A 23,143-nucleotide genomic window follows, 5' to 3' on the forward strand; every position below is an offset into this window, starting at 1 on the left:
GAGGTGCTTCATCGCTCAGCGTGCGGCAATCAGCGCTCCGGTGCCGATCATGGCGCTGCCGGCGAACCGGTTAATCAGCCGCATGCGTTCGGGCGTCCTGAACCAGCCGGATGCCCTGCCCGCCAGCGCGGCGTAGATGCCCATGGTGAGAATATTGGCGCCGACGACGACTGCCACCACCAGCAGGCCGTCGGCAAACGTCATGGTGTCGAGGTTGAGGATCAGCGGCATGATCGAGGCGTGGAACAGGATCGCCTTCGGGTTGCCGAGCGCCACGGAGGCGCCAAGCAGGAACGAACGCGACAATCCGGTTTGGGGGATTCCTTGCGCGGCCGATTGCGCGGCCGCGGCCCGCCACATCTTGATGCCGAGGAAAATCAGGTAGGCCGCACCGGCGTATTTCAACAGGAGAAACACCCATTCGAAGGTCTGGGCCAGCGCCACCAGCCCGAGCAGTGCCAGGGTGACCAGCACGGCATCGCCGGCGGCAATGCCCATTCCGGCGACGAACGCACGCAGGAAGCCGCGTGCCACGCCGTTGGTGATCACCGTGAACATCGCCGGTCCCGGCGTGGCGGCGGCAAGTGTGATGGCAAGGCAATAAGCCAGGAATGCCGTTAGGGTCACGATCGGCCCTTTCCGTTGGGTACCCGTACGCGCCTGAAGATCGCAACGATCTCCTCGCGGCTGCATTCGATGGCGCCGAGCCGCACCGCCCGGTCGCGCTCGAAGCCGGTTATGTCATAGTGCGGCGCCGATGTCCTGGGCGGCCCCTGGTAGGACGAACGCTTGACGCCAAGCTCGGCGGCGAAACGATGCAGTTCGTCCGTATCGTCGGCCATCAGGTGGCACCAGCGATGGCCGGCCCATTTCCAGATCGCCGCATCGACATAGACCGCCATCGGGAACTGCCATCAAGCCTGCCGTGGCCAGCGCCGCATTGTTGCTATTTCGAGACCGGGCAAGGCTTGGTCTGATCGAACAGCGACAGGTTGACCAGCTTTCCGGTCATCGAGAACTCGCCATAGTCCATTGTGAGGTCGCGGGTGATGCCGTTCTCGTGCAGCTTGAAGCTGATGCGGTATTCCGGCACCTCTTCGCCCGATTTGTCGGTCTCGTCGAAATAGGCGATGTCGACCGGCCAGTATTTGTCGCCTGCAAGCTTGGCCAGCGCCGGCGCTTCGGGGTCGGCCTTGTCGCCCTCGGCCTTCTTGCCGACGATGACGGTGGTGGTCATCACCTTGTTGGCATCCTCCGAACCGTCGAACAGGCTGGTTTCGTAGAAATTCTCGCCCTTCTCGGCCTTGCCGATCAGTTCGACCAGATGCTGGGTCGGGAACTGAGTAGCGGCGAGTTCCAGGCTGTTCTTCTCGGGCTTGTCGATGTCGACCTTGAGGCCCTTGGTCTCTTTCGTGGCGGTGCCCTTGACCTCCTTGTCTAGGTTCTGGTCGACGAAGGATTTGGTCACGAACGAGAAGGTCTTGCCTTCGGCGTCCTCGAACGTGGTCGTCTGCTGGTCGGTCAGCCTGGTGTTGTCGCCGGTGGCGATCTGGGTGACGAAACGGAATTTTACCGTATAGCCCTCGCAGGGCGAGCCGTTGAACTCATAGACCATGCGGCCGGAAATGCCGGTGATGCCCGATCGGTCCGACGCCTTGTCGAGGGTAAGATCGTAGACGGCGCGATGCGCCTGCAGCGCCGGCACGGCAAAGGCTGGAGCCATCGAGAACAGCACCGGAACGAGAACGGCGTGGAAGGCAAGGCGCGTTGCGCGCATAAAGGGCTCCGATCGTCGCAGCTGATGGCAGGCCGCAGGTAAGGATGGTCCAGCTTAAAAAAAGTCGTGGCGGAAGCGAGGCAAAAATAGCAATTTCGGCCCGGCCAGCGCGGCGTCTCCAAGCAATAGGGAAATACGATGAGTGAAACAATCGAAAAGCGGCTAAGCGATCTCGGCGTGACGATACCTGCCGCCGCAGCGCCCGCCGCGAACTATGTGCCCTATTGCAGGTCCGGCAATCTTTTGTTCACCGCCGGGCAGTTGCCGCTCAAGGACGGCAAGCTGCAGGCAAGCGGCCTGCTCGGCCGCGACGTCGACACGGCAACCGGCAAGGAAGGCGCAAAGTACTGTGCAATCAACATCTTGGCGCAGGCAAAAGCAGCACTTGGCGATCTCGAAAAAATCCAGCGGCTGGTCAAGATCACCGTCTTTGTTGCATCAGTGCCGGATTTCGTCGAGCAGCATCTGGTCGCCAATGGCGCCTCCGATTTCCTGGTCGCGGCCCTTGGCGAGCGCGGCAAGCATGCCCGCTCCGCCGTCGGCACCGCCTGTCTGCCGCTTAATGCCGCAGTGGAAATCGAAGCCGTCTTCGAGGTCGCATGAGCAGGACCAAGACAATGACCGACCTTTCCTGGCTGACCGCCCGGCCGGTGGCGCATCGCGGCTTTCACGACATGAACAAGACGCGCTGGGAAAACACGCTGTCGGCCTTCGCTGCTGCCGCCGAGCGCGGCTATGCGATCGAATGCGACGTGCACCTCTCATCCGACCGCGTTCCCGTCATCATCCATGACGGCGACCTCAAGCGGCTGACCGGCCAGGACGGCTTTGTCTGGCAGCGCACGGCAGCGGAACTGGCGGCGCTCAGGATCGGCGGCACCAAGGACCATGTGCCGACACTGCAAGAAGCGCTCGACCTGGTCGACGGCCGTGTGCCGATGATTGTCGAACTGAAGGGTGTGCCCGGTTACGACGAGGGCTTGGTGGCAAGCGTCGGCAAGATGCTGGAGCGCTACAAGGGCAAGGCGGCGATCATGTCGTTCGACCACTGGCTGGTCCGCGACTTCCCCAGGGATGCGCCTGGCATTCCGGGTGGGCTGACCGCCTACGGCAGGGACAATCAGTTGATCGAGGCGCATTTTGCCATGCTGGCACATGACCTCGCCTTCACCTCCTATGCCGCGGGCGATCTGCCGAACCCGTTCGTCAGCTTCGTGCGCGAAAGGCTTAAAATGCCTGTCATCACCTGGACGGTGCATGACCAGCCGGCGGTGGATCTCACTTTCAAATACGCCGACCAGATGACGTTCGAAGGGTTCGAACCCGATCTGTCAGTGTCGCCTGATGGAAGTGCCTGAAACGTGACTTGTAGCGGCCCCGACAGAGCTTAAATAAGCCCCATGGATCAGGGTGATGAAGGCGACGGGCAAACGGCGAATGCGGAGTTTTCCATCCGCGTCGCCGCCGGCATCAATGCCTTCACCTGCGACGAGTGGAACGGCTTTACCGGCACAACCCGCAGCGACACAGAAAATGGCTATAACCCTCTCGTTTCATATGCTTTTCTGAGCGCGCTTGAAGATTCCGGCTGCGCCGTGCGGCGTACCGGCTGGCAAGGTCATCATCTCAGACTGGAAAATGCCCAAGGCAGATTGCTGGGCGCCGTGCCCTGCTATCTCAAATCGCACAGCCAGGGCGAATATGTCTTCGACCACGGCTGGTCCGATGCGTTCGAACGCGCCGGCGGCAACTACTATCCGAAACTGCAATGCGCCGTGCCGTTCTCTCCGGTCACCGGCCCTCGCCTGCTGGTCAGCAAGGGCGAGGACAGCGCCATTGTGAAGGCCGGTCTCGCAGCGGGCCTGAAGGCGGTGACGGAAAAGCTCGGCGTGTCCTCCGCGCATGTCACCTTCGCCAGTGAAAGCGACGTTGCAACGCTGGAAGCAGCCGGCTTCCTGCACCGCACCGACCAGCAGTTCCACTTCTTCAACGAAGGCTTTTCGACCTATGACGATTTCCTCGCTACGCTGGCATCGCGCAAGCGCAAGGCGATGAAGAAGGAGCGGCGCGAGGCGCTCGCCAACGATATCTCGATCGACCGGCTGACCGGCAAGGACCTGACCGAAAGGGCCTGGGACGATTTCTTCGCCTTCTATATGGACACCGGCAGCCGCAAATGGGGCCGGCCTTATCTCAACCGCAAGTTCTTCTCGCTGATCGGCGAGCGCATGTCCCAGGATATCCTGTTGGTAATGGCCAAGCGCAATGGCCGCTATGTCGCCGGCGCCATCAACTTCATCGGCTCCGATGCGCTCTACGGCCGCAATTGGGGCTGCATCGAGGACCACCCGTTCCTGCATTTCGAAGTTTGCTACCATCAGGCCATCGACTTCGCCATCGAGCGTAAGCTGAAGGTGGTCGAGGCCGGCGCGCAGGGTGAGCACAAGCTGGCGCGCGGCTATCGTCCCGTGACCATGCATTCGGCGCACTACATCGCACATCCCGGCCTGCGCAATGCTGTGGCCGATTATCTCCGGCGTGAGCGGCGCGAGGTCGAGCGGATGGGCGAAATTCTGGAAGAGCATACGCCGTTCCGCAAGGATCTTGAGGAATAGCGATCCGCCCTGCCCTCGCCTGTCGATATCGCCGGACCATCTTGCCGGTCCGGGACAGCTTCGCTACACCGGGAGCATACTCCCGGAGCGCCGCCATGACCGAGGCTTACGACCCCAGCAATATCTTCGCGAAGATCCTGCGCGGCGAAATCCCGTCGCACCGCGTCTACGAGGATGATGCCGTGGTCGCCTTCATGGATGTGATGCCGCAAGGCCCCGGTCACACGCTGGTGGTGCCCAAAGCACCGTCGCGCAATCTGCTCGATGCCGATCCGGCGACGCTCGGCCGGCTGTTCACCACGGTCCAGAAGGTGGCGCTGGCGGTCAAAAAGGCTTTCGGCGCTGACGGGGTCACCATCCTGCAGTTCAACGAACCGGCGTCTGGCCAGACCGTCTACCACCTGCATGTCCATGTCATCCCGCGGTTCGAAGGCATCGCGCTCAAGCCGCATACGGGACAGATGGAGAAGCCCGAAGTGCTGACTGAGAACGCGGCCAGGATCCGGGCAGCGCTGAACGGTTGAGGTGGCGTGCGCCTCAAGGCGATGAGCTCAGCCACAATCCATTACGTCGGTTAGGGAAATATCAAACCACCCGTGATAACGCGCGCCGTACCGGGATGCGTTTGGGTTTTCAAAATCGTGGAACATTCGGTTGCGACATCAGAGCCGTTGGTAGAAGCAGCTGCCGCGCCGTGGATGGCTATGCGAGCGTTCTGATCTCGATCGCCATCTGGAAGGCGTGCGGGTACTTCCTGGGCAAGTTTGCACCCGAGGGCGTCGCCGCCTGACCTAACAACATCTGCCCTGAAAAGCAGGGGCGCTGTGTCGGCAAACCGGCCAGCCAATGAAAAAAGGGCCCGTCACCGGGCCCTTCATAGGCGAACCTTTCAGCTCTTCCGCGGCAGTTGCGGCACCAGGCTGCGCTTGCCGCCATCCTTGCCCTTGGGCTCAGGCTCGTCCTTGCCCTTGGGCTGAGGCTTCTGCGCCACCGCCTTCTTGGCGACGGGCTTCTTGGCCACTGCCTTGCGGGCTTTCGGCGTCTCTTCCGGCTCCTGCTTCGGCTGCACCGGGGCTTCGTCGGCCAGTGATTCGAGCTTCAGGCCGGTTTCGCCGGTTTCCTTCTTCTCGACGGTGACGCGCACCGTGCCGCCCTTCTTGAGCTTGCCGAACAGCACCTCGTCGGCCAACGGCTTCTTGATGTGCTCCTGGATGACCCGGCCGAGCGGCCGCGCACCCATGCGTTCATCGTAGCCCTTGTCGGCCAGCCAGGCGATCGCGTCCGGCGACAGGTCGAAGGTGACGCCCCGCTCGGAGAGCTGGGCCTCGAGCTGCATGACGAACTTCTGCACCACCTGATGGATGACCGGCACCGGCAGCGAGCCGAACGGGATGATCGCATCGAGACGGTTGCGGAACTCCGGCGTGAACAACCGGTTGATGGCCTCGACATCGTCGCCTTCGCGCTTGGTCGATCCGAAACCGATCGCCGCGCGCTGCGCATCGGATGCGCCCGCATTGGTGGTCATGATAAGGATGACATTGCGGAAGTCGATCTGCTTGCCGTTGTGGTCGGTCAGCTTGCCGTGGTCCATGACCTGCAACAGGATGTTGAACAGGTCCGGATGCGCCTTCTCAACTTCATCCAGCAAGAGCACGCAGTGCGGATGCTGGTCGACCCCGTCGGTGAGCAGACCGCCCTGGTCGAAGCCGACATAGCCGGGAGGCGCGCCGATCAACCGCGAGACGGTGTGGCGTTCCATATATTCCGACATGTCGAAGCGGATCAGCTCGACGCCGAGCGAGGCAGCCAACTGCTTGGCGACTTCGGTCTTGCCGACGCCGGTCGGGCCTGAGAACAGGTAGGAGCCGATCGGCTTTTCCGGTTCGCGCAGGCCGGCACGCGCCAGCTTGATCGCCGAGGTCAGCGCGGTGATGGCGGTGTCCTGGCCATAGACGACGCGCTTCAGCTCGATGTCGAGGCCTTGCAGCACCTTCTCGTCGTCTGCCGAAACCGTCTTCGGCGGGATGCGGGCCATCGTGGCGATCGTGGCTTCGATCTCCTTGATGCCGATCGTCTTCTTGCGCTTGGCTTCCGGCACCAGCATCTGCGAGGCGCCGGTCTCGTCGATCACGTCGATCGCCTTGTCCGGCAGCTTGCGGTCGTTGATGTAGCGGGCCGACAGTTCCACCGAAGCCTTGATCGCCTCGTTGGTGAACTTCACCTTGTGGAATTCCTCATAATAGGGCTTGAGGCCCTTCATGATCTCGATGGCGTCCTCGATGGTCGGCTCGTTGACGTCGATCTTCTGGAAGCGCCGCACCAGAGCGCGGTCCTTCTCGAAGAACTGGCGGAACTCCTTGTAAGTGGTCGAGCCGATGCAGCGGATGGCACCCGAAGACAGCGCCGGCTTCAACAGGTTCGACGCATCCATCGCGCCGCCTGACGTGGCGCCGGCCCCGATCACCGTGTGGATCTCGTCGATGAACAGCACGGCGCCGGGATAATCCTCGAGCTCCTTGACGACCTGCTTCAGCCGCTCTTCGAAATCGCCGCGATAGCGCGTGCCGGCCAACAGCGTGCCCATGTCGAGCGCGAAGATGGTGGCGTCCTGCAGCACTTCGGGCACATCGCCTTCAACGATGCGCTTGGCCAGGCCTTCGGCAATCGCCGTCTTGCCAACGCCGGGATCGCCGACATAGAGCGGGTTGTTCTTGGAACGGCGGCACAGCACCTGGATGGTGCGGTTGATTTCGCTCTCGCGGCCGATCAGCGGATCGATCTTGCCGGCCTTGGCCTTGTTGTTGAGGTTGACGCAATAAGCCGTCAGCGCATCCTGCTGCTGCTTCTTCTTGCCGCCTTCCTCCTGCGGCTCGGCGCCGTTCGGGCCGCCCTGCTCGTCATCGGCGCCGCGCGGCGAGCGCGTCTCCGATGCGCCGGGGCGCTTGGCGATGCCGTGCGAGATGTAGTTGACCGCGTCGTAGCGGGTCATCTGCTGTTCCTGCAGGAAATAAGCGGCATGGCTCTCGCGCTCGGCAAAGATGGCGACGAGCACGTTGGCGCCGGACACTTCCTCGCGGCCGGATGACTGTACATGGATCACGGCGCGCTGGATGACGCGCTGGAAGCCGGCGGTCGGCTTGGAATCCTCATCGTAACCGGTGACCAGATTGTCGAGTTCGGTGTCGATATAGGTCAGAACGGTGTGCTTCAGCTCGTCCAGATCGACGTTGCAGGCGCGCATAACGGCGGCCGCCTCGGTGTCGTCGATGAGGGCGAGCAGCAGATGTTCTAGGGTTGCATATTCATGGTGCCGCTCATTGGCGAGCGTCAGCGCCTGGTGAAGCGCCTTTTCCAGGCCTTGGGAGAAAGCCGGCATGTTACCTCACTTCTTCTCCATCACGCATTGCAGCGGATGCTGATTCTGTCGGGCGAAATCCATGACCTGAGACACTTTGGTCTCGGCCACCTCGAATGTATAGACCCCGCACTCGCCCACCCCATGATTGTGAACATGAAGCATGATGCGTGTGGCGGCTTCGCGGTCCTTTTGAAAAAAACGCTCCAGGACGTGAACCACGAACTCCATGGGCGTATAGTCGTCGTTGAGGATGAGGACCCTGTAAAGGCTGGGCTTCTTGGTCTTGGTCTTGGTGCGCGTAATGACGGCTGTGCCGCGACCGGCCTCATTGCCGTCGCCGTCACTTTGCATCCGCACCACGCTTGTCGTGGCAGTCAAACCTGAAGTCACGTAATCCTGCCTCTTTCGAATCCCCATGGCGAGTTCGATATGTAGGTGTTCGATGGACGATTTTAAGCCCTTCTTGTTAGCTGACAATATGGCTAGGTGGGCAAACCGAGGCGATTTTCAAAATCGTGAACCGCCAAAGCCCCGGAATTGAAACCGGCATGAAAAAACCCGGCCGCGCATCCGCGACCGGGTCTGTTTTGCAAGCCCGAAAGGCCGTGCCTGGTATTCTCGAGCGAAATTACTTCGCCTTGGCGACAATCGATTCGAAGGGCTTGTAAGCCTCCTTGGCGAGATCGGCATAGAGATCGCCGAACTTGGTCGCCTCGGCAACGAAGCTCTCATAGCTCTGCTTGGCGAAGTCGGACTGGATCTCGACCGCCTTTTCCAGCGACTTGGCGGAGAACAGCTTTTCGACCGCGGCGCTGCCGGCTTCGAAGCTCTTCTTGGTGTATTCGCCAGCTTCGGTGGCGATCGCCTGCGCGCCCTTGGAGAGCGAGGTGAAGCTCTTCAATCCGGTATCGGCAAACTCCTTGCCGTATTTCGAGAAGTCCTCGTAGGTCTGGGTCATTTGACGTTTCCCTTGGCGTTTTGAAGCGCCCTTGCCTGAGCGCGGTTGTGCAATGCACGAGAATATATTGTGCGCTGCACAAAAGTCAAGATTTCAGCGGCATCAGGCCGCGCTGCGCCGGCAACAGCTAAAATTCGAATAAAGAAAGGCTCAAGCCCGAGGAAAATGGTGAACGCGCCGGTTACCATAAACGGATTGGTAACGCTGGCCGCGATAGTTTGACGACAAGTGAGGTCGGATCCCTTTGCCGCCTCCATGGCAATGAGTTTCAAAGGAACTATCAGTGCGTCAGGCGTTGTCGGTCTTCGGTTCAAAATCCGCATCTTCCCTCAAAATGATCATGATCCTCGCTTTGGCGATGTCATTTGTCGTTGCGGATGCCGCGTCCTCGATGGCCGCCAGGTCTTCGGCGATCGTCGTCGACGCCAAGACCGGCAAGGTGCTTTATTCGTCCGATGCCAACGGCCGGCGCTACCCGGCGTCGCTGACCAAGATGATGACGCTCTATCTGACCTTCGAGGCCATGGCGAAGGGCCGGATCAGCAGGAACACGCCCGTGCCGTTCTCGGCCAAAGCGGCGGCCGAACCGCCGACCAAGCTCGGCGTCAAGGCGGGCGGAGCGGTTTCGGTCGAGACCGCCATCCTGTCGATGGTGACCAAGTCGGCCAATGATTCGGCGACCGCGCTCGGCGAACTGCTCGGCGGCAGCGAAAGCAATTTCGCCCGCATGATGACCGCCAAGGCGCGCGCGCTCGGCATGGACGGCACCGTGTTTCGCAATGCCAACGGCCTGCCCGATCCCGGCCAGTTCACAACCGCCCACGACATGGCGATGCTTGGCATAGCGCTCAGGGAACATTATCCGCAGTATTACGGCTATTTCTCGCAGCGCTCCTTCCTTTACGGCCGCCAGCGCATCAATGGCCACAACCGTCTGCTCGGCCGCATCAAGGGCGTCGACGGCATCAAGACCGGCTATACCCGCGCCTCCGGCTTCAACCTCGTCTCGTCGGTTTCGGATGGCAACCGCCGCCTCGTCGCCGTCGTCATGGGCGGCACTTCGGGGCGCAGCCGCGACAATCAGATGGCCGGCCTGATCAACGCCTACATGCCGCGCGCATCGACCCGCGGCGGCGGCGCCCTGGTCGCCAAGGCCGGCGGCGACAATCCGGTCAAGGCGCTGGCCAAGGTCTTCCTGCCCAAGCATGACGCGCCGACGCCCGATGGCAAGCCGATCGTTGAAGACGATGCCGTAGCGTCCAATGACGATCCGACATCCGCTGACGAGCAGTCTGCTGAAGGCCAGTCTGCCGACGAACAGACGGTGGCCGCGGTCGAAGAGCCCGCCCCCGTCGTCAAGACCAGGAAGGTCAAGACCGTCATCGTGACGGCGCCGAAGGTCGAAACTGCGCAGATTGTGGCTGCCTATGCCGAACCCACGCCTGCATCCCCTCAGGCGGTCGACCCGGTCAACACGGCCTCGGTGCCGGCTGGCTGGGCGGTGCAGGTAGCGTCGTCGCCCAAGCAGTCCGAAGCCCTGGCTTTCCTAGACAAGACCGCCAAGCAGGCGCCCAAGGTTCTTGGGGCTGCTTCCGGCTTCACCGTCGCCTTCCAGAAGGATGGCGAGACCTATTACCGCGCCCGGTTCGGCGGCTTCCGCTCGAAGGACGCGGCCTGGAATGCCTGCAATGCCCTGAAGAAAAAGAAAATCGCCTGCTACGCCGTCCAACAGTAGGGCGGCGTCGGAACCATCTCCCGGAAATTTACTGCGTCGAAGGAGACTAGTTGTGATTGGAGAGCAAGACGTCCTTGGCTTCGTTGATCCGCGCCGCCAGGAAAGACGTGCCGCCGATGTCGGGGTGCAGGCGCTGCATCAGGCGGCGGTGCGCCTTGCGGACATCCGCCGCGGCGGCCCCCGCTTCAAGACCAAGGATCTTGTAGGCCTCCTCCTTAGTCATGGCGCCCGCACCTGGCGCAACACCCAGCCCTTCGCCACCGTTCGCCTCAGCGTCTTTGCGCCAGACGGGAAAACGGCCGTCAAGATACGTCTCTAGGAGTTGGCGGCTCTCCGGGTCGCCGGGGAGTTCGCGGTAAAGCTGCTGCAGCTCGGCCAGGCCCATCGCGCCCAGCATCTTGCCTTCATGGCGGCCGGCCAGAACCAGGCCTTCAAGCCCGCCCGTATCGTGATCAAGCTCCATTTCCAATGCGGCGGTCCGCACCGTCGAGCGCTTGCCGGGCGCCGGCCCGAGCGACGGCCGCTTCATTCGCATCGAACCGTACCAGGCAAGGGCCGCGGCCAGAATGAGGCCGGCAATGCCTTCGCGCCCGACCACCAGCACGGCGAGCCCGACCAGCGCCAGAAGCACCGGCCCGAGCGTGCGCATGCCGCTTGCCAGTTTTTGCGCATCGGCGCGGACAAAGATCGTCGCCGCGCCGAGCAGCACCAGAAACAGTGCAACAAGTGCAATGATAGCGCCCATCAATTCCCGCCGCCCCTGAGATGCTCGATCAGCAGCCGGTCTCCCGGCCTGTCCCTTGCCTCGAGCGCCTTCAATCCGCCGGTCGCATAGACGGCAACCGCCGAAAGCAGCCCGGCCAAGGTCGCGGCAGCCCGCCGATCAAATCGGAACCAAGCCCCTTTGGACAGCCGCGCAATCTCCTTGAACGCCTTTTCTGCGCCGGGATCATGGCCTTCCTGGAAGACGAAGACGGGAACGCCGTGCAGACCGAGGCTGCCGGCCTTCTGCGCCAGGTCGTCGATATCCTCTTCCATGGCGTCGCCGATATAGACCAGAGCATTGACCTTGGCCGCCGCCGTTTCCTTCAGCGCATGCGCCAGCACCTTGCCGATCTGGGTGTGGCCGGCACGGCAGTCGATCCGCGTCATCAGCTGCTTCAGGGCATTGGTGTCGGCGACAAAAGCCGACGAGCGGCACTCGCCCAACCCGCGAAAATAGGCCAATTGGACACTGAGGGTGCCGGCCTTGCCGACGGCGTCGAACATTTCGCCCTGCAGCTTGATGGCGAGATCCCAGGTCGGCTGGCGGCTCATCGTTGCGTCGAGGGCAAGGATCAGCCGGCCCGTGCCGGTCGCGACAAGCGTCCGGGCCTGACGGATAAAGGCGTCGATCTCGCCGGCATTGGATTGAGGCTTGACCGGCGCAGGATCGGCCCTTGCAGGCACGCGCTGCTTCTTGTCGCTCATAAGAAGCAAGATGTGGCGTTGTCGGCCCCCTTGCAAGTCCAGCCTTGGACAAGATGAAGGGCCAGCGCTCGACGCTCTGGGAGAAGCGGCCGCGCCCTTGGCTCTACAGCAAGCCCAGATCGGCGAGCTCGCGCTTTAGTTTCGGCGGCATCTCGACCATTCCGGCCTTGCCCTTGCCGATATCTGCGGGCGCATCCGAAGGTTTGAGATAACGCCAGCCCTGGAAGGCGCGGCGCGGCTGCCAGTCGGTGCGCACGACGTCGAGGTCGAGCATCAGGCGGCAACGGCCGATGCCTTCGTCGTCCGTGAAGGGCCTGATATCAGTGATCAGCTGGCGGCATTGCACGCTGCCCTTGATCACCCAATAAAGCGAACCGCCATCGGTGACCTCGGCGCCGCGCGTCGGCACCATGCGGGTGGTGTGCCAGTGCTCGGCGGGTTCGCCGGCGCGGCGGCGCTCATCGAGGCGGAAGGCGATCCATTCTTCGAGGTCCTCGACGCTGTCGCAACCGACGCACAGTTTTAGGAGATTGAGTGCCATCGCTTAAGGTTTAGTCCGGCGCGCGATTGCGTCAACGGCCCTGCCCGACTTCTCCACAGTGCCAGTGGCGTTGCACGGTCAGCATTCCACGACATTGACGGCGAGCCCACCAAGGCTGGTTTCCTTGTACTTCTCGTTCATGTCGAGGCCCGTCTGGCGCATTGTTTCGATCGCGGCGTCGAGCGGCACGAAATGGACGCCGTCACCTTTGATCGCCAGAGAGGCGGCGGTGACCGCCTTGACGGCGCCGAGCGCGTTGCGCTCGATGCAAGGCACCTGGACCAGACCGCCGACTGGATCGCAAGTCATGCCGAGATGATGTTCGAGCGCGATTTCGGCGGCGTTCTCGACCTGCTCGGGCGTGCCGCCCATGACGGCGCAGAGACCCGCGGCAGCCATCGCCGAGGCCGAACCGACCTCGCCCTGGCAGCCGACCTCGGCGCCGGAGATCGAGGCATTGGTCTTGATGATGCCGCCGACGGCGGCGGCCGTGAGCAGGAAGTCGCGGATGCTCGGCTGGTCGGCCTCGGGGTGGAAATGCAGCCAGTAACGCAGCACCGCCGGCAATGTGCCGGCCGCGCCATTGGTCGGCGCGGTGACGACGCGTCCACCGGCGGCGTTCTCTTCGTTCACCGCCATGGCGTAGATCGACAGCCAGTCATTGGCCAGCAAAGGGTTGGGCTTGTTCTGCTGCCATTGCTCCTGCAGCTTGTCGTGCAGCATGCGGGCACGACGGCGCACTTTCAGCCCGCCCGGCATGATGCCGTCCTGCGACAGGCCGCGGTCGATGCAGCCCTTCATGGCGCCCCAGATCGCATCAAGGCCGCTGTCGAGCTCCTCGCGCGACATATGCGTCTCTTCATTGATGCGCTTCATGTCGGCGATAGACAGGCCGTTTTTGCCTGCCATCTTCAGCATCTCGACGGCATTCTTGAAGGGATAGGGCACCTTCTTGCCTTCTGTGGTCACCGAGCCCTTCACCTTCATCCGCTGCAGCTCTTCCTCGGACACCACGAAGCCGCCGCCGATGGAATAGTAGATGCGCTTGAGCAGCAGCCGGTCGCCGGCATCGTAAGCGTAGAAGGCCATGCCGTTGGCGTGGCCGGTGAGCGGCGTCTTGCGGTCGAGCACCAGATCCGTCGCCGGGTCGAAGCGATAGGAGGGATGGCCGCGTGGCGATATCCGCTTCTCGGCGGCGATGCGCGTGGCGATTCCCTCGGCCTGATCGGGATCGACCGTCTGCGGTGTCAGGCCAGCAAGTCCGAGGACAACGGCGCGATCCGAGCCATGGCCGATACCGGTATAGGCGAGCGAACCGTGCAGGCTGGCGCCAATGCGATCGACCTTGACGCCGGCCGGGCGCGGCCAGTCATCGCCGGCGATCTCGTCGAGAAACCGCCGCGCCGCCGTCATCGGTCCCATCGTGTGCGAACTCGACGGTCCGATGCCGATCTTGAACAAGTCGAAAACCGAAAGAAACACGCTGCGCCGTCTCCGGGAATGGGATCAAGACCTACATATAGGACTTTCCATGATGTTTGTGCTGTTTTGCGGATTGCGGCGCTGCACCTGCCGACCTTGTTTGCTCCGGCAGCGACATCACCGGCTGAAAGCGCGTCGCGCTGAAACGGATTCATGCGACGCGCTTTAAGTTCTTGTTTCAATGCATGTCGTTGTCCCAGAACCGCAGCTCACTTCTGGGCGGCATGCATTGGAGCATCGAACTGACCGCTTTGCCTGTGGTAAAAGGGGGCATGGGCGATTCCTTCCATCTGTCGACGGCTGATCTGGCGGCGCTGGCTTTCTTCCTGCTCGCATGGTTGCTGCATACGCTGGCGTCCGACGGCAGACTGGTCAGCCGGGTGTCGTTGACGATGGCCATGAACGTGCAGCGCGAGGCCTGGATGCGCACCATGGCCGAGCGCGAAATCCGCATCGTCGACACCGCCATCATGAGCGGCCTGCAGCAAGGCACCGCCTTTTTCGCCTCCAGTTCGCTGATTGCGCTCGGTGGCTGTTTCGCGCTGCTTGGCGCCTCGGATCAGGTTCTTGCCGTGCTGAACGACCTGCCGTTGAACGCGACCTCATCGCGCTCCGCCTTTCAGATCAAGGTCTTTGGCCTGGTGCTGATCCTGGCCTTCGCCTTCTTCAAGTTCGGCTGGGCCTACCGTCTCTTCAACTACTGCACGATCCTGATCGGCGCGGTGCCGATCCCCTATGGCGAGGCGTCACGCAACCCGGTCAGCGAAACGGCGGTGTGGCGCGCGGCGCGCATGAACATGCTGGCCGGCAAGCATTTCAATTCAGGCCTGCGCGCGGTGTTCTTCTCGATCGGCTATCTCGGCTGGTTCGTCGACCCGATCGTGTTCGTGCTGTCGACGCTGCTGCTTCTGGCGGTGCTGGTGCGGCGCCAGTTCTTTTCAGCGGCGCGACAAGCGGTGATCGGTCAGCCGCCCGGGCCGGGGAAAAGCTGGTCGATCCGGCCCGATAGCCAATAGGCGGCGAGCCCGATCCATTCGCGGATCGCCATGGTCGTGGTCTGCAGCGAATCGGGTGCGTTGTCGCGAAACAGGCCAAAGCCTTCCTTGCCCGAGGTGCGATAGTCGACCGGCCACGGGACCGTGTGAAAGCCGGCCTTGTCGAACAGCGCCTTGGCGCGCGGCATGTGGAAGGCGGAGGTCACCAGCAGCCAGGTTTCGCCCGATTTCGGCGTTACCAGTTCCTTGGTGAAGACGGCATTCTCATAGGTGTTGCGGGATTTGCTCTCGAGCATCAGGCGATCGGCGTCGACGCCAAGCGCACCGAGCAGCCGCGGCGCGGTGGCCGCATCCCCCTCGCCATCGATGAACAGTTCACCGGTGCCGCCCGAGATAACCACTTTCGCCTCGGGAAAGCGCCGGGCAAGGATCGCCGCCTCCACCATGCGGTCGCCGCCGGAATTCAGCTCATAGCCGCCGCGCGCCAAGTTGATGGCGCCCTCGAAGCCGCCGCCGAGCACGACAATGCCGTCGACCTTCCGCGGCAGCGGCGGCTTTGGGAAGCGCTCTTCGAGCGGATTGAGCATCATGGCGCCAAGCGAGGTCCAGGCCGACAGCGCCAGAATCAGGAAGGCGAACACACTGCCCGTCGCCGCCAATCGCCGGCGGCCGATCAGCGCCGCGAGCAAGCCGGCAAGCAGCAGGAAGATCGCCAGGTTGAGTGGTTGGACGAAGAACCAGAATACCTTGGAGAGATAGAAGAACATTGCCTGCCTATCTCCAGCTCAAATTGTGACGGCCGGTGAAGTGCTCGACCGCACTCGCTACCGCTTCCGCTTCGAGGCGGCTTAACTCCCTGCCGAAAACAAGGACGCCGTTCGCGTTGGTCAAGCTGATGACTTCCGACAGTCCCACTTCGTCCGTGGGATAGGTATGGTCGAGGATTTCGACCCTAAGATGCCCTTTCAAAGGCAGTGACCACCGATTTCGCAAGGAACCCCTCACCGAGCGCACGGCTGCGGTGTCGGTCAGCCGCAGGGTTTCCCTGCCGAACACCCGCCAGATGAAATCCTTGCCCAGGAAATAGGTGAAGAGGGCAATGACCGCCACGAAGGACAGCAGGCCGAGCGTGCCGCTGGTGAGCGTTGCGGACGACATATCCGTCAATCCCATATAGCCGGTGTAGGCGACAATCGCGGCCCCGATCAGGACAAAGACTGTCCTGAAATCCGAGGTGCGTGGCGGGTTCGCGATCAGCAGTTCGTTTCCCGTCTCGACGATGGAAATGCGAGACGGAGGCGGCATGCTACCACCACTTCTCCGGCTGGAAGGTTCCCGCCGCCTGCTCGATGACGGCGGCTGTCTGGAACAGGGTTTCCTCGTCGAAGGGACGGCCAATTAGCTGCAGGCCGAGCGGCAGGCCCTTGGCATCGAGGCCGGCAGGCACAGCAATGCCCGGCAGTCCGGCCATGTTCACGGTCACCGTGAAAATGTCGTTGAGGTACATTTTCACCGGATCGGCGGCCATGTCCTCGTCAGCAATGCCGAAGGCGGCCGACGGCGTCGCCGGCGTCAGGATGACGTCGACGCCGTCGGCAAAAACCGTCTCGAAGTCGCGCTTGATCAAATTGCGCACCTTCTGCGCCTGCAGATAGTAGGCATCGTAATAGCCTGCCGACAGCACATAGGTGCCGATCATGATGCGACGCTTGACCTCCCGACCGAACCCGGCGGCTCGGGTCTTTTCGTACATGTCGACAATGTCCTGGCCCGGCACGCGCAGGCCGTAGCGGACGCCGTCATAGCGCGCCAGATTGGATGACGCTTCGGCGGGCGCAACGATATAATAAGCCGGCAAAGCGTATTTGGTGTGCGGCAGCGAGATGTCGACGATCTCGGCGCCGGCATCCCTGAGCCAGGCAATGCCCTTCTGCCACAGCGCCTCGATCTCTTCCGGCATGCCGTCGACGCGGTATTCCCGGGGAATGCCGACCTTCATGCCCCTGATCGGTTTGCCGATCGCCGCCTCGTAATCCGGCACCGGCCGGTCGACGGAAGTGGTGTCCTTGGGGTCGACCGAGGCCATGGACTTCAGCATGATCGCGGCATCGCGCACGTCCCGGGCGATCGGGCCGGCCTGATCGAGCGACGAAGCGAAGGCGACGATGCCCCAGCGCGAGCAGCGGCCATAGGTCGGCTTGATGCCGACGGTGCCGGTGAAGGCGGCTGGCTGGCGGATCGAGCCGCCGGTGTCGGTGGCGGTGGCGCCGGCGCACAGGAAAGCCGAGACGGCGGAAGCCGAGCCCCCGACGAGCCCCCCGGCACCAGTTGGGCATTGTCCAGCGTGCGCGCGGTCTTGGTGCCGCCGGCCGAAACGAAACCGCCATCGCCCTGATGCGTGGTCGGCATCACCACCGTGTCGAGGCGCGAACGCCGCCACGGATTGACGACAGGGCCGTAATAGGAGGTCTCGTTGGACGAGCCCATGGCGAACTCGTCCATGTTAAGCTTGCCCAGCATGACGGCGCCGTCTGCCCACAGATTGGCGGTGACGGTCGATTCGTAGCGCGGCTTGAAGCCGTCCAGCACATGGCTGCAGGCCTGGGTGTGGATACCTTCGGTGCCGAACAGGTCCTTGATGCCCAGCGGGATGCCTTCCAGCGCACCGCCCTGGCCCTTGGCGAGCCTGGCGTCGGAAGCTTTGGCCATATCGCGCGCCTTGTCGCCGGTGACGACGATGTAGGCATTGAGCACCGGATTGGCGCGCTCGATGGCACCGAGATAGGCCTCGGTGATTTCGACGGCCGAAATCTCCTTGGCGCGCAGCTTGGCGCGCGCCTGCGAAATCGTCAGATGGGTCAGTTCGCTCATCAAAGGCTCTTTTCGTAAAACACCGACCACTCGGTATCGGGATAATCCAGCACCGGCCCGCAGCGCGAGAAGCCGGCGCGTTCGTAGACGGTCCAGGCGGCGGGATGGCGGTCGCCGGTTTCAAGCACCAGGCGCTTCAGCCCTTCGCTGCGCGCCAGCGTTTCGACATGCTCGACGATCTTGGCGCCGATCTTCCTGCCGCGATGCGAGGGCCGCGTGTACATGCGCTTGACCTCACCGACGCGGGCGTCATGGCGCTTCAGCGCGCCGCAGCCGATGGCTTGCCCGTCGTCGCGGGCGATGAACACGGTGGTGTCGTCGCCGGCCATCTGCTCGACCGTCAGATGGTAGCAATGCTCCGGCGGCGTCAGTTCGAGCAGCGTCGCGTTGAGCTCCTCGACCAAAGCGCGGACATCGTCCTGCAGCGGCGTTTCGATGGCGATCTCGATTGCCATCGGCCAGCTACTCCACGACCTTCGGCACGAGGAAGAAATTCTCGTCAGTGGCCGGCGCGTTGGCGACGATATCGGCAGCCTTGTTGCCGTCGGTGACGATGTCTTGGCGCTTCTTCATCTCCATCGGCGTCACCGATGTCATCGGTTCGACGCCGGAGACATCGACCTCGTTCAGCTGCTCGACAAAGCCCAGAATGGCGTTCAGCTCGCCGGTCATGCGCTCGGCATCCTCCTCGCTCACCGCAATGCGGGCGAGACGCGCGACGCGCTTCACAGTTTGCAGATCAACGGACATGTCTTTAGCCTTTGGGAAAACCAGATGGCGCTATAGCGGCGTGGCGCGTGCCGCGCAACATCGATCGTGCTTGGGGAAGAGCCCTGTTCATGCCAGGGCGGCATTTCAGCCTAGGGCAGCGATACACCCTCGCACAGATAATAGCTGCCGCCATTGCCGGCCTGCTCGCCTTCGTCGGCGGTCGGGCGCACCGAGACGATGTCGATTTGGGTCGCGTTCATCTGCGTGATCGACAGTATATCGGGAAAGAGAAAGCCCGGCTCCTGGCAGATGGCAGTGACCGCCCAGCTCGGCGAGCGCGTCGCCTTGGTGACCTGGACGAACTCGCAATTATACTCGACGCTTTGCAGGCCGTCCGCCGACAAGATGACATTGCCGGTGTCAATCAGCGTCTGCAGCGTGTCCTTTTTGGCTTGCGCGCAAAGCTCCTGGGTCTGGAGGTAAACGCCCTTGATGAAGTCCTCGGCGGCGGATGCGGGCGACGCAGCGACCAGCATCGAAACGCAAAGAGTCTCTCTCAAACCCATGGTTTAATTCCCCTTTGCGACAAGGGATCGTTTCAACGATCGCTCTATAGTGTGATCGTTTGGCCGATGGCTGGCAAGGCTACGTCGACACCTGATCCTTCGAGGCCGGCCACGAACTTCTCCGCCGTCGCGTCGATGATCGGGAAGGTGCCGAAGTGGCATGGCACGACGGTGTCGAAGTGGAAGAAGCGCCGGCAGGCCAGGGCCGCCACCGCGCCGCCCATGGTGAAGCGGTCGCCGACCGGCACGAGGCCGATCTTCGGCTCATGCAATTCCTCGATCAGCGCCATATCGGAGAAGATGTCGGTGTCGCCCATATGGTAGAGCGTCTTGTCCTCCGGGAAATGCAGGACCAGCCCGTTGGGATTGCCGAGGTAGACGTTCTGGCCGCCATCGAGCCCAAACGACGAGGAATGCAGTGCCTGCACGAATGTGGTGGTGAAGGCACCGCAATCGACGGTGCCGCCATGATTGCCGGGATTGATCTTCTTGCCGTCGACGCCCTTGCCGACCAGGTACATGCAGATCTCGTAATTGGCGACCAGCTGGGCGCCGCTCTTCTTCAGCACCTCCACCGCGCCGCTGACATGATCACTGTGGCCGTGGGTCAGAAGCACATGGGTGACGCCTTCCGCCGGCCCCTCCCAGCCGCTCGTCCATGATGGGTTGCCGACGAGATAGGGATCGATCAGGATGGTCGCGCCTGATGTCTCGACGCGGAAGGCGGAATGTCCGTACCAGGTCAATTTCATCGATCGTGTTCCTCGATTTTGGTTGCGCCGGAAGATAGAACGCCGGCAGCAAAATTAAAGTGACATAGTGTGCTCGCGCTTCAAAAGAACGTGTCGCGCTCTTTGTGACGGCAAGTCTGGGTCGCAATAGACTGAGTCACGGTAACGCTGGTTGGGGAAAGCCGTTGGGCATCATAGCAATCGAGGATCTGCCGACACGCCTGGAGGGCGGCAGGACGCTGGCCGGGCTCGACCTCGGCGACAGGACGATCGGTGTCGCCGTTTCCGACCGCGGCCTGTCCTTTGCCCATCCGCGCCCTGTCATCCTGCGTAAAAAGTTTTCGCTGGATGCGGCAGCGCTGCTCGCCCAGCTGCAGAAGGACAATGTCGGCGCGTTTGTACTCGGTCTCCCCATCAACATGGACGGTTCGGAAGGTCCCCGCGCCCAGAAGTCGCGCGCCTTCGTGCGCAACATGGCAGGTATAACCGACCTGCCCTTCGTGCTGTGGGACGAGCGGCTGTCGACGGTGGCGGCGGAGCGGACGCTGATCGAGATGGATTTCTCGCGCCGAAAGCGCGCCGGCAAGATCGATTCGGCGGCTGCGGCCTTTATTCTGCAGGGAGTTCTGGACCGGCTCCAGTCGCTTGACCCACGCGATCGGACGGAACCGGATTCCCCGCCTGCCGCCTGACCCAGGCCGTGATGTTGCGGCGGCGGCGAAACGCCCACAATGCCATCAGCAGGAAGCCGTCAAAGACGCAGGCCCTTGCCACCATGCCCGGAATGATCGCCGGATCGATGCCCAGCATCTGCCCGTAGAGCTGGAACACGAAATCATGCAGCTGCCGGCTGAGCATGACGTAGCCGAAATTGATGTCGTTGAGCGACAGGAAGAACCAGCCCCAGAACAGAGCGAGTGGCGCGGCCCACAATGCGAACAGCGTGCGCATCAGTGACCGTCCCTGCGGCTGGAGCCGCCTCTGGGACCGCTGGGACCAATGTCCGGACGGCCGGAAATGCGCGACAGCAAGGAGCCGTGCGCGGCACCCTTGGCCATGGCATGGGCGGTGGCGCGACTCTCTGCCTCCCGCGAAACCATGACGGCGAAGACCGACCTCCGCTCGGCAAGCATGGCGACATAGGAGGCCAGAAGTGCCGCCAATTGCACGGCGACAACCAAAAACAGGCCGTTGATGCCTCGCGCTGCGCCGCCGATCAGGATCAGCGACAACACCGCGGATGCCGAAATGAAGGCGGTCCGCGCCACACTGTCGGCTCCGTCCGGGCTCGCTGCGGCGTTAACCAGACTCTCGACGAAGACCCAGCAAAACAGCACCGCCACGACCAGCAAGGCGATGGCCAGCGGCGCCACGACGGCAGCATTGTCGAGATCGGCCAGACGAGTGTTTTCCACGACGACGCCGAGCGCGCCCAGAGCGCCCGCAACGCCGCGGTTTCCATCGACACAGATGAACGCCAGCAGGGCGAAAACCAGCGCCCAGTGCAAGGCCAGAAAGGACGTCAAAATGTGCCGCATGGCATTCCTGCTTTGGTGACAAAGACAGTGGGGTCTGCGGCCTGCGGCTGCAACGGAAACCATTCGTTAAGGTTAACGGCTTTCCACAGGCAGGCAAATTCGTTCAAGGCCTGGCGGAAGGCCCTCAATTCACCGGCGGATAGAGCGTGTCGACGATCATGCGCGCATCGTGGCGCGAATCGAGCATGCCATAGGTGTTGCGCCACTGGCCGGCGAGCCGCGTCTCGACGAAGGCGTCCGCAATCCGCCCTGCCCCCAGCCGGCGCAATTCCGCAGCTGCCGCCGACAGCGCCAGCTGTTCGGTCAGCAGGCGGGCCGACCCCTCATCGGTGCCGGCGACCTGCATGGCCGCCTTGAGCACGCCAATGGTTCCGCGTCCGCCGGCGCCGAGATCGCGGTCGATGCCGGCCAGCACCTCCTCGAACAGGCCGGGCGCGCGGCCGAGCACGCGCAGCACGTCGAGCGCCATGACATTGCCTGAGCCCTCCCAGATCGCATTGACCGGGGCTTCGCGGTAGTAGCGGGCGAGCGGCGCTTCCTCGACATAGCCATTGCCGCCGAGGCACTCCATCGCCTCATAGAGCAGTGGCGGCGCGATCTTGCAGACCCAGTATTTGACCACCGGGGTCATGGCGCGGGCAAAAGCAGCCTCGCCGCGGTCGCCGGCAGCCTCGTCGAAGGAGCGCGCCAGTCGGAACGAGAGTGCCGTGGCGGCGGCGACATCGAGCGCCATGTCCGCCAGCACGCGCTGCATCAGCGGCTGTTCGATCAACGTCGAGCCGGCCACCTGGCGGTGACGGGCGTGATGCACGGCCTCAGCCAGCCCCGCTCGCATGATTGCCGACGAGGCGACGGCGCAGTCGAGCCGGGTCAGCGTGACCATGTCCATGATCGTCTTTATGCCGGCGCCGGGCTCGCCGACCATCTCGCCGATGGCGTTGACGAACTCTACCTCCGATGAGGCATTGGAGCGGTTGCCGAGCTTGTCCTTCAGCCGCTGAAAGCGGAAGCCGTTGCCGGAACCGTCGCCGAGGATGCGCGGGACGAGAAAACAGGAAAGCCCTTCCGGCGCCTGTCCAAGCACGAGAAAAGCGTCCGACATCGGCGCCGACATGAACCATTTGTGGCCGGTGAGGCGATAAAAGCCGCTGCCGGCGCGTTCGGCCCGTGTGGTGTTGGCGCGCACGTCGGTGCCGCCCTGCTTTTCGGTCATGCCCATGCCGAGCGTCAGCCCGGCCTTGTCGACCGGCGGCTTCTGGCTCTGGTCGTATTTGCGCGTCGTCACGCGCGGCGCCCATTCGCGAAACAGCTTTGGGCTGGCCATCAGGGCGGCCAGCGAAGCGCTGGTCATGGTGATGGGGCAGAGATGCCCGGTCTCGAGTTCGGCGGTCAGGTAGAAACGCGCGGCGCGCACCTGATGGCGACGGCCGATCTCGCTATCGCCGTTTTCCCAGATCGAGGAATGCAGGCCGCCGGCAACCGAGCGGCGCATCAGCGCATGATAGGCCGGATGGAATTCGACGAGGTCGATGCGCCGGCCCTGACGGTCATGCGTGCGGAGCTTCGGCGTCTCGACATTGGCGAGGCGCGCCAACTCCTGCGCCTCCTGCGTCAGGACGAACCGGCCAAGCCCGTCGAGGTCCTTGCGCACCGGATCGGAAAAACGCTCGGCAAGCTGGATCAGCAACGGATCGCCCCGCCAGGCGTTGCCGCCCGTCAGCGGCGGCGGCTGGTTGGTCACGTCGTCGGTCACGCCCAATCCTTCTGAAAGTAGAAGGGCCTTCTACCGGTA

Annotated in this window: 27 protein-coding genes and 1 pseudogene; 7 read left to right on the forward strand and 21 right to left on the reverse strand. The window is 62.9% G+C overall.

What is annotated here, in order from left to right; all coding sequences use genetic code 11:
- Window positions 1-15: 15 nt before the first annotated feature.
- Genes NKL06_RS32300 through NKL06_RS32310 form a run of 3 tightly spaced genes read right to left on the reverse strand, consistent with a single transcriptional unit; the run spans window position 16 to window position 1,777 of the window.
- Window positions 16-627: a LysE family translocator gene (locus NKL06_RS32300; RefSeq protein WP_023688582.1), complete on the reverse strand. Its 612-nt coding sequence runs from the start codon at window positions 625-627 to the stop codon at window positions 16-18.
- Window positions 624-902 (reverse strand): DUF4031 domain-containing protein, encoded by a 279-nt coding sequence (locus NKL06_RS32305; protein WP_023671020.1) that lies wholly within the window; start codon window positions 900-902, stop codon window positions 624-626. Before NKL06_RS32305 ends, NKL06_RS32300 begins: the two co-directional genes overlap by 4 nt.
- A gap of 44 nt (window positions 903-946) precedes the next feature.
- Complete coding sequence (locus NKL06_RS32310) at window positions 947-1,777, reverse strand: cell envelope integrity EipB family protein (protein ID WP_023671019.1); 831 nt, start codon at window positions 1,775-1,777, stop codon at window positions 947-949.
- 138 nt (window positions 1,778-1,915) lie between these two features.
- On the opposite strand from NKL06_RS32310, the gene NKL06_RS32315 reads away from it, so the two are divergent.
- The 4 genes from NKL06_RS32315 (at window position 1,916) to NKL06_RS32330 (ending at window position 4,916) form a co-directional block, all read left to right on the forward strand.
- Entirely contained in the window at window positions 1,916-2,380 is a 465-nt protein-coding gene (locus NKL06_RS32315) for a RidA family protein (protein ID WP_023693441.1), read from the forward strand.
- Between the two features lie 14 nt (window positions 2,381-2,394).
- A complete protein-coding gene (locus NKL06_RS32320; protein WP_023693440.1) occupies window positions 2,395-3,135 on the forward strand; it encodes a glycerophosphodiester phosphodiesterase in 741 nt (246 codons plus the stop codon).
- A gap of 42 nt (window positions 3,136-3,177) precedes the next feature.
- A complete protein-coding gene (locus NKL06_RS32325; protein ID WP_023693439.1) occupies window positions 3,178-4,392 on the forward strand; it encodes a GNAT family N-acetyltransferase in 1,215 nt (404 codons plus the stop codon).
- Between the two features lie 95 nt (window positions 4,393-4,487).
- Window positions 4,488-4,916: an HIT family protein gene (locus NKL06_RS32330; protein ID WP_023693438.1), complete on the forward strand. Its 429-nt coding sequence runs from the start codon at window positions 4,488-4,490 to the stop codon at window positions 4,914-4,916.
- 365 nt (window positions 4,917-5,281) lie between these two features.
- Here the strand turns inward: NKL06_RS32330 and clpA are convergent, their stop codons facing one another.
- The 4 genes from clpA to NKL06_RS32350 form a co-directional block, all read right to left on the reverse strand.
- The gene (clpA, locus tag NKL06_RS32335; protein ID WP_023693436.1) at window positions 5,282-7,771 is read right to left on the reverse strand and encodes an ATP-dependent Clp protease ATP-binding subunit ClpA; all 2,490 of its coding nucleotides are present in this window, start codon (window positions 7,769-7,771) and stop codon (window positions 5,282-5,284) included.
- A 6-nt stretch (window positions 7,772-7,777) separates the two neighbouring features.
- Window positions 7,778-8,104: an ATP-dependent Clp protease adapter ClpS gene (gene clpS, locus NKL06_RS32340; RefSeq protein WP_023671012.1), complete on the reverse strand. Its 327-nt coding sequence runs from the start codon at window positions 8,102-8,104 to the stop codon at window positions 7,778-7,780.
- A 277-nt stretch (window positions 8,105-8,381) separates the two neighbouring features.
- A complete protein-coding gene (locus tag NKL06_RS32345; RefSeq protein WP_023671011.1) occupies window positions 8,382-8,711 on the reverse strand; it encodes a phasin family protein in 330 nt (109 codons plus the stop codon).
- Window positions 8,708-8,983, reverse strand: a complete 276-nt coding sequence (locus NKL06_RS32350) for a hypothetical protein (protein WP_155927172.1) — start codon at window positions 8,981-8,983, stop codon at window positions 8,708-8,710. The genes NKL06_RS32345 and NKL06_RS32350 overlap by 4 nt, the downstream gene beginning before the upstream one ends.
- A gap of 68 nt (window positions 8,984-9,051) precedes the next feature.
- Between NKL06_RS32350 and NKL06_RS32355 the strand changes: the two genes are divergently transcribed.
- Window positions 9,052-10,446 (forward strand): SPOR domain-containing protein, encoded by a 1,395-nt coding sequence (locus NKL06_RS32355; RefSeq protein WP_502903796.1) that lies wholly within the window; start codon window positions 9,052-9,054, stop codon window positions 10,444-10,446.
- A 46-nt stretch (window positions 10,447-10,492) separates the two neighbouring features.
- Here the strand turns inward: NKL06_RS32355 and NKL06_RS32360 are convergent, their stop codons facing one another.
- From NKL06_RS32360 to NKL06_RS32375, 4 genes are all read right to left on the reverse strand, one after another.
- Window positions 10,493-11,191, reverse strand: a complete 699-nt coding sequence (locus NKL06_RS32360) for a DnaJ domain-containing protein (RefSeq protein WP_023693434.1) — start codon at window positions 11,189-11,191, stop codon at window positions 10,493-10,495.
- The gene (locus tag NKL06_RS32365; RefSeq protein ID WP_023693433.1) at window positions 11,191-11,916 is read right to left on the reverse strand and encodes a hypothetical protein; all 726 of its coding nucleotides are present in this window, start codon (window positions 11,914-11,916) and stop codon (window positions 11,191-11,193) included. Before NKL06_RS32365 ends, NKL06_RS32360 begins: the two co-directional genes overlap by 1 nt.
- Window positions 11,917-12,019: 103 nt before the next feature.
- A complete protein-coding gene (locus tag NKL06_RS32370; RefSeq protein ID WP_023671006.1) occupies window positions 12,020-12,457 on the reverse strand; it encodes a DUF1489 family protein in 438 nt (145 codons plus the stop codon).
- A gap of 78 nt (window positions 12,458-12,535) precedes the next feature.
- A complete protein-coding gene (locus tag NKL06_RS32375) occupies window positions 12,536-13,939 on the reverse strand; it encodes an L-serine ammonia-lyase (RefSeq protein ID WP_023693432.1) in 1,404 nt (467 codons plus the stop codon).
- Between the two features lie 272 nt (window positions 13,940-14,211).
- On the opposite strand from NKL06_RS32375, the gene NKL06_RS32380 reads away from it, so the two are divergent.
- Complete coding sequence (locus tag NKL06_RS32380) at window positions 14,212-14,955, forward strand: DUF599 domain-containing protein (RefSeq protein ID WP_023671004.1); 744 nt, start codon at window positions 14,212-14,214, stop codon at window positions 14,953-14,955.
- Here NKL06_RS32380 and NKL06_RS32385 read toward each other — a convergent pair.
- The 7 genes and pseudogenes from NKL06_RS32385 to NKL06_RS32415 form a co-directional block, all read right to left on the reverse strand.
- Window positions 14,904-15,701, reverse strand: a complete 798-nt coding sequence (locus NKL06_RS32385) for a YdcF family protein (RefSeq protein WP_023693431.1) — start codon at window positions 15,699-15,701, stop codon at window positions 14,904-14,906. The two genes, NKL06_RS32380 and NKL06_RS32385, sit on opposite strands and share 52 nt — an antisense overlap.
- 7 nt (window positions 15,702-15,708) lie before the next feature.
- Window positions 15,709-16,239, reverse strand: a complete 531-nt coding sequence (locus NKL06_RS32390; protein ID WP_023693430.1) for a hypothetical protein — start codon at window positions 16,237-16,239, stop codon at window positions 15,709-15,711.
- Window position 16,240: 1 nt separating this feature from the next.
- Window positions 16,241-17,805: pseudogene (locus NKL06_RS32395) on the reverse strand (amidase).
- Window positions 17,805-18,260, reverse strand: coding sequence for a GNAT family N-acetyltransferase (locus tag NKL06_RS32400; RefSeq protein WP_023693428.1), 456 nt, complete (start codon window positions 18,258-18,260; stop codon window positions 17,805-17,807). The pseudogene NKL06_RS32395 and the gene NKL06_RS32400 overlap by 1 nt, the downstream one beginning before the upstream one ends.
- A 7-nt stretch (window positions 18,261-18,267) precedes the next feature.
- The gene (gene gatC / locus NKL06_RS32405) at window positions 18,268-18,555 is read right to left on the reverse strand and encodes an Asp-tRNA(Asn)/Glu-tRNA(Gln) amidotransferase subunit GatC (RefSeq protein ID WP_023670999.1); all 288 of its coding nucleotides are present in this window, start codon (window positions 18,553-18,555) and stop codon (window positions 18,268-18,270) included.
- Between the two features lie 110 nt (window positions 18,556-18,665).
- Window positions 18,666-19,082 (reverse strand): hypothetical protein, encoded by a 417-nt coding sequence (locus tag NKL06_RS32410; protein ID WP_023670998.1) that lies wholly within the window; start codon window positions 19,080-19,082, stop codon window positions 18,666-18,668.
- A gap of 44 nt (window positions 19,083-19,126) precedes the next feature.
- Entirely contained in the window at window positions 19,127-19,834 is a 708-nt protein-coding gene (locus tag NKL06_RS32415) for a metal-dependent hydrolase (protein ID WP_023684673.1), read from the reverse strand.
- A gap of 164 nt (window positions 19,835-19,998) precedes the next feature.
- On the opposite strand from NKL06_RS32415, the gene ruvX reads away from it, so the two are divergent.
- Window positions 19,999-20,505, forward strand: coding sequence for a Holliday junction resolvase RuvX (ruvX, locus tag NKL06_RS32420; RefSeq protein ID WP_023693427.1), 507 nt, complete (start codon window positions 19,999-20,001; stop codon window positions 20,503-20,505).
- Here the strand turns inward: ruvX and NKL06_RS32425 are convergent.
- The 3 genes from NKL06_RS32425 to NKL06_RS32435 form a co-directional block, all read right to left on the reverse strand.
- Window positions 20,423-20,764, reverse strand: coding sequence for a DUF6105 family protein (locus NKL06_RS32425; protein ID WP_023693426.1), 342 nt, complete (start codon window positions 20,762-20,764; stop codon window positions 20,423-20,425). The genes ruvX and NKL06_RS32425 overlap by 83 nt on opposite strands.
- Complete coding sequence (locus tag NKL06_RS32430) at window positions 20,764-21,351, reverse strand: hypothetical protein (protein WP_023693425.1); 588 nt, start codon at window positions 21,349-21,351, stop codon at window positions 20,764-20,766. Before NKL06_RS32430 ends, NKL06_RS32425 begins: the two co-directional genes overlap by 1 nt.
- 124 nt (window positions 21,352-21,475) lie before the next feature.
- On the reverse strand, window positions 21,476-23,104 hold the full coding sequence (locus tag NKL06_RS32435; RefSeq protein WP_023693424.1) for a DNA alkylation response protein: 1,629 nt from the start codon (window positions 23,102-23,104) through the stop codon (window positions 21,476-21,478).
- Between the last annotated feature and the right edge of the window lie 39 nt (window positions 23,105-23,143).

Origin of the sequence: Mesorhizobium sp. C268A, assembly GCF_040324475.1 — a bacterium.
GTDB lineage: Bacteria > Pseudomonadota > Alphaproteobacteria > Rhizobiales > Rhizobiaceae > Mesorhizobium.